The organism is Prosthecobacter sp., from assembly GCF_044222345.1.
Lineage (GTDB): Bacteria > Verrucomicrobiota > Verrucomicrobiia > Verrucomicrobiales > Verrucomicrobiaceae > Prosthecobacter.
Window position 1 is genome coordinate 1 of the sequence record NZ_JBGANL010000134.1, and the last position, 4,049, is coordinate 4,049.

At 58.9% G+C, this 4,049-nt stretch carries 3 protein-coding genes and 2 pseudogenes; 1 reads left to right on the forward strand and 4 read right to left on the reverse strand.

Going from position 1 to position 4,049, the window contains the following annotated elements; genetic code table 11:
- Nucleotides 1-833, reverse strand: an 833-nt coding sequence (locus ACILSL_RS27080; RefSeq protein WP_395735193.1) for an MFS transporter, incomplete at its 3' end; no start/stop codon positions are given.
- A 179-nt stretch (nucleotides 834-1,012) separates the two neighbouring features.
- Nucleotides 1,013-2,332 carry an NAD(P)/FAD-dependent oxidoreductase gene (locus tag ACILSL_RS27085; protein ID WP_395735195.1) on the reverse strand — a complete coding sequence of 440 codons (1,320 nt, stop codon included), beginning with the start codon at nucleotides 2,330-2,332 and terminating at the stop codon, nucleotides 1,013-1,015.
- 158 nt (nucleotides 2,333-2,490) lie between these two features.
- On the opposite strand from ACILSL_RS27085, the gene ACILSL_RS27090 reads away from it, so the two are divergent.
- Nucleotides 2,491-3,462, forward strand: coding sequence for a LysR substrate-binding domain-containing protein (locus tag ACILSL_RS27090; protein WP_395735194.1), 972 nt, complete (start codon nucleotides 2,491-2,493; stop codon nucleotides 3,460-3,462).
- Nucleotides 3,463-3,540: 78 nt separating this feature from the next.
- On the opposite strand, the pseudogene ACILSL_RS27095 reads toward ACILSL_RS27090, so the two are convergent.
- Both ACILSL_RS27095 and ACILSL_RS27100 read right to left on the reverse strand, forming a co-directional pair.
- Nucleotides 3,541-3,689: pseudogene (locus ACILSL_RS27095) on the reverse strand (IS5/IS1182 family transposase); the annotation flags it as partial.
- Nucleotides 3,690-3,752: 63 nt separating this feature from the next.
- A pseudogene (locus ACILSL_RS27100) lies at nucleotides 3,753-4,049 on the reverse strand (methyl-accepting chemotaxis protein); the annotation flags it as partial.

Below are 4,049 nucleotides of genomic sequence, written 5' to 3' on the forward strand. Positions count from 1 at the left end.
GCCTGCAGCACCTTCGGGGCAAACGCATACACCGCAAAAACGGGAATCACGGAGCAGCTCCAGAACACCGCGACAAACAGCATGCGCTTGCCATAGCCGGAGTGCAGTAGATCACTGAACGACATCTTCCTTTCGGCCGGCTGCTCGGGCAGGTTTCGCAGGGAGAACGAAGAGCCATAAACCTTCTGGATGACGCGCTCGGCTTCCGCGGCGCGCCCCTTGCTCAACAGCCAGCGCGGCGACTCGGGCGTGCCGATACGCACGAGCAACAGCAGCGCGCCGATCACGGCCGGACTTGCCAGCACCAACCGCCATGCCTCGGCATTGCCGCTGCTCAAAATGATATTGCCGACGATATAGGCCAGAGCGGCGCCAGCAAACCACAAAATGGTCAACATCGCCAATCGGGGGCCACGGTATTTCTTGGGCATGAATTCCACCAGCAAGGCCCCTGCAGCCGTATATTCAAACCCCACACCAATGCCGATCAGAAATCGGAAAAAAAACAGTGCCAGTCCCGATTCAGCCCAGAACTGCGCAATCGAGCAGACGATGAAAATCGCAGGCCCCACAAAATACAGTTTCTGGCGTCCCAGACGGCCGGTCAGCGAACCTCCGAGGAAGCCACCGAAGAAAATTCCGATCAGGGCGGAGGATGCCACCATGCCTTCCCAGAAGCTGCTGAGACTCAGCGCGGCCGAAAGCTGCACCATGGCGACGCCGATGATGCTCAATACATAGCCATCCAAAAGCCAGCCGCCACCGGAGCGAACGGTCAGCAGCTGATGGAATCCATTGAGAGGAACGTCCTCGATAGATAGATCTTTTTTCATTTATGTCTCTCTCCTTCTTTTTCCACAATGCGTGGGTGAAAAAACTGAGCAAGAGCGAACGCTCGATTTTGCTCAAGCGAAAGTCTTCTGCGCTTGCCCGGTTGAGCAATGCATTAAAGAATCAACAGCCAATCGGCTCTCGGCGGCGGCCTAATAGACCACCACTCTTCGGTTTATTCTCAGCCTTCCCTGCCAGCCCGGTACTGTCCCCACATGAGGTTGAGATTCACCCCGATCGAAAGGAACGGTTCCGGCGGATTCCTGTTCGGGCCAGGCGAGGACAGCAGAAAATTGATCAAATCATTGCGCTGCCCGGCCAGCCAGTCGGCCAGCAGTGTTCCGGTGGCGGTCCCGCGAGTCACCCCCAGGCCATTGCAGCAAAGCGCGCCATAAACATTGGGCGCAAGCTGGCCGAAATAGCCCATGTGGTTGCGGGAAAGCGCCAGCGAGCCACCCCATGTGTACTCGAATTCGACGCCGGACAGCATCGGGAACCTGCGCTCGAACGACTTCCGATGCCTGTTGACGAAACGATCCAGATATTTCTGCTTGCTGCGGCCATCGGGATTGAAGCTGAAGCTGTTCCTCACCAGAATGCGGTTGTCGTGCGTGCGGCGCAGCGTGGTTCCAAACGGATCGGCAGGGATCACCCCCCAGAAGGACTTGCCGCCCAGGCGAGCTTGCTCCGTCTCTGTCAGTTCCCTGGTCAGGCTCGCGTACGTGAAGATGGGTAGCATCGTCCCCTGGAGAAAGCCGAAACGCATGCCAAATGCGTTATTGGTGAGGAGGAGTTTGTCTGCCGTGATGCGGCCATTGCGATGCGTGAGCACGGTTTTTTCGCCATACTCCACGTCGGTGATCGCCGTGTGCTCATAAAGCGTCACATTCGCAGGAAGGCTGTCGGCAAGCCCCTTCACCAGCGCCGCAGGCTGGATCAAGACCGTCCCTGGCGTGAACAACGCCTTCCGGTAGAAAGGAGTGCCGATATGATCGGGCAGATCCTTCCCTTCGATCATTTCGTAGGGTTGCCCGAGCTTATCCAGGCCGCGCCGGTAGGCATCGAGCACGGCGATACCGCGATCCTCGATTGCCGCCTGGTATTTTCCAGAGGCACGAAGCTGGCAGTCTATCTGGTGCCTTTCGACCAGTGATCTAAGTATTGTCTGCCCAGTCAGGTTCAGCTTCAGGGTGGTTTTTGCCGTTTCAATTTCCCCGATATAGTCCTCTGCACCGATGTCGTGAGGGAGGTCTATGGCAAAGCCGGCATTCCGGCCCGAGCTTCCGAAACCAACCTCCTGTGCCTCGATCAGCACGATTTCATCATCTGGAAAATTGAGGGCCAATTGCCGAGCTGCAGCAAGGCCGGTGAAACCAGCACCAACCACCACCCAGCGAGCTTTGGTCTCTCCGGAATGGCTTGGTTTCGCCTGGCGAGGTTTACTTAGATGAAACCAGCCGCATGTCCTGTCATCAGCAGGAAGGGACGTTACTCTTGTCATCTCGTGGGCTCCGTTTTGATGGTGTGGCATTTGAGTTACCTTCCTCGCTTGCGGGAAAGGTGATTTCTGTTTATTGTTTTTTGTTATTTGCGGAGTCTAGAGATGCTGCCATATGGGCACAATCGACCTTTCTTCCCGGGTATTGATAACCTGATGTTATGAGCAAGCACGCCGCCCCCGACCAGACGCTGCTCAAGATGCCCTCGCTGAGGGCCGTGAAGTGCTTCGTCGCAGCCGCGCGCTACCAGAGTTTCACCCGCGCCGCCGAAACGCTGTGCGTGACTCAGGCCGCAATCAGTCGTCAGATCCGTGAACTTGAGGAGCACCTCGGCACGGCCCTGTTCAAGCGCGTCGGGCGTTCGGTCGAATTGACCACTGCCGGATCCATCTTCTTCGATGCGGCCCAGTTGTCCTTTATCAACATTGCCCAAGCCGCGACACGCATTCGAAAGGACTACGGCAGCACCGCTAGACGTACCCTGACCCTATGCTGTTCGCCGGCCTTCTCGGCACTGTGGATGTCGCACCGACTCCCCAGCTTCTTCAATGCCAATCCGGATATCGACCTCGATTTGGTGACGACCCAAAACTTTCTCTCCATGGAGCCGGGGATCTATCCGGATATCTTCATCACCAAAATGTCGCGGGTGCGGGACGGCTACATCAGCAGGCCACTGTTCCATGATCGGATCTATCCGGTATGCACGCCGGGTTATCTCAAAACACATCCCGAGATCCGAACCCTTGAAGGGCTGAGAGATGGAGTACTGCTCAACCTGAGCCCCTACGGGCGGTCCCAGGTTGCCGAGCATGTGGATTGGGGCGTGTGGCTGGCCATTCATCACCTGGACATCGAAGACCGTCTCCGCAAAGGGCCACACTACTTCAATGCCAATGACTACAACCTGCTGATCCAGATGGTGCTCAATGACCAGGGCGTGACCCTCGGCTGGGACCACTTGGTGGGCCCCCTTGTCGAGCAGGGGCGGCTGGTCAGGCCGGTCGAGCAGGAGGTGGTGCTGGAAGAGACACGCCACTACCTGGCCTATCGGGAGGACAAGGCAGACGACGATGCGCTGAGACGGTTCCGAGATTGGTTCATGGAACAAAGCGGCGCGCCGACGGCCTGAGGCCTTACCAGCCGGCAGGGAACGCTCCGGGCGCCGGAATCGCCCTCACTTCGGGCTCAGATTGCGGGCCTTCTTGGGACCTGTGCGCAACAGGTACAGCACGGCGCAGAACACCCCGTACAGATCGACCGTACGGGGCTTGGTCTTGGCTGCGCCTGCTCCAACAACGGTCGCACGGGCTCGAACGGCTCGCGACTGATGTCGCTGAGATAGTTCTTGGTACGCACCACGCCATTCCCTCAGCCGGACGAGAGATCGGGAACACCTTCTCAGAAGATCGTGAACACGCTCTAGCAGCGGAAGCGGTGCACCAGGTTCTCGAGCGTCGCCGCGAACTGGGCGAGCCCGTCGGCCGCGGCGCTCAGTTCGCGCACCGCCTCCGAGGTCGACTGCGCGCGCGCGGCCACGCCGCCGATGCCCTGCGCGATCTCCTGGCTGTTCTGGGCGGCGCCGGCGACGTTGTGGGTGATCTCGGCGGTCACCGCGGTCTGCTGTTCCACCGCGGCGGCGACCGTGGCCTGGATGTCGTTGACCTGGTTGATGATCGCGTCGATGCGCCCGATCGCCTCCACGGCCCGCTGGCTGTC

Excerpts from the sequence above, each read along its gene's own strand:
- ACILSL_RS27085 (WP_395735195.1), bottom strand. The coding sequence starts at position 2,332 with ATGACAAGAGTAACGTCCCTTCCTGCTGATGACAGGACATGCGGCTGG.
- ACILSL_RS27090 (WP_395735194.1), top strand. The coding sequence starts at position 2,491 with ATGAGCAAGCACGCCGCCCCCGACCAGACGCTGCTCAAGATGCCCTCG.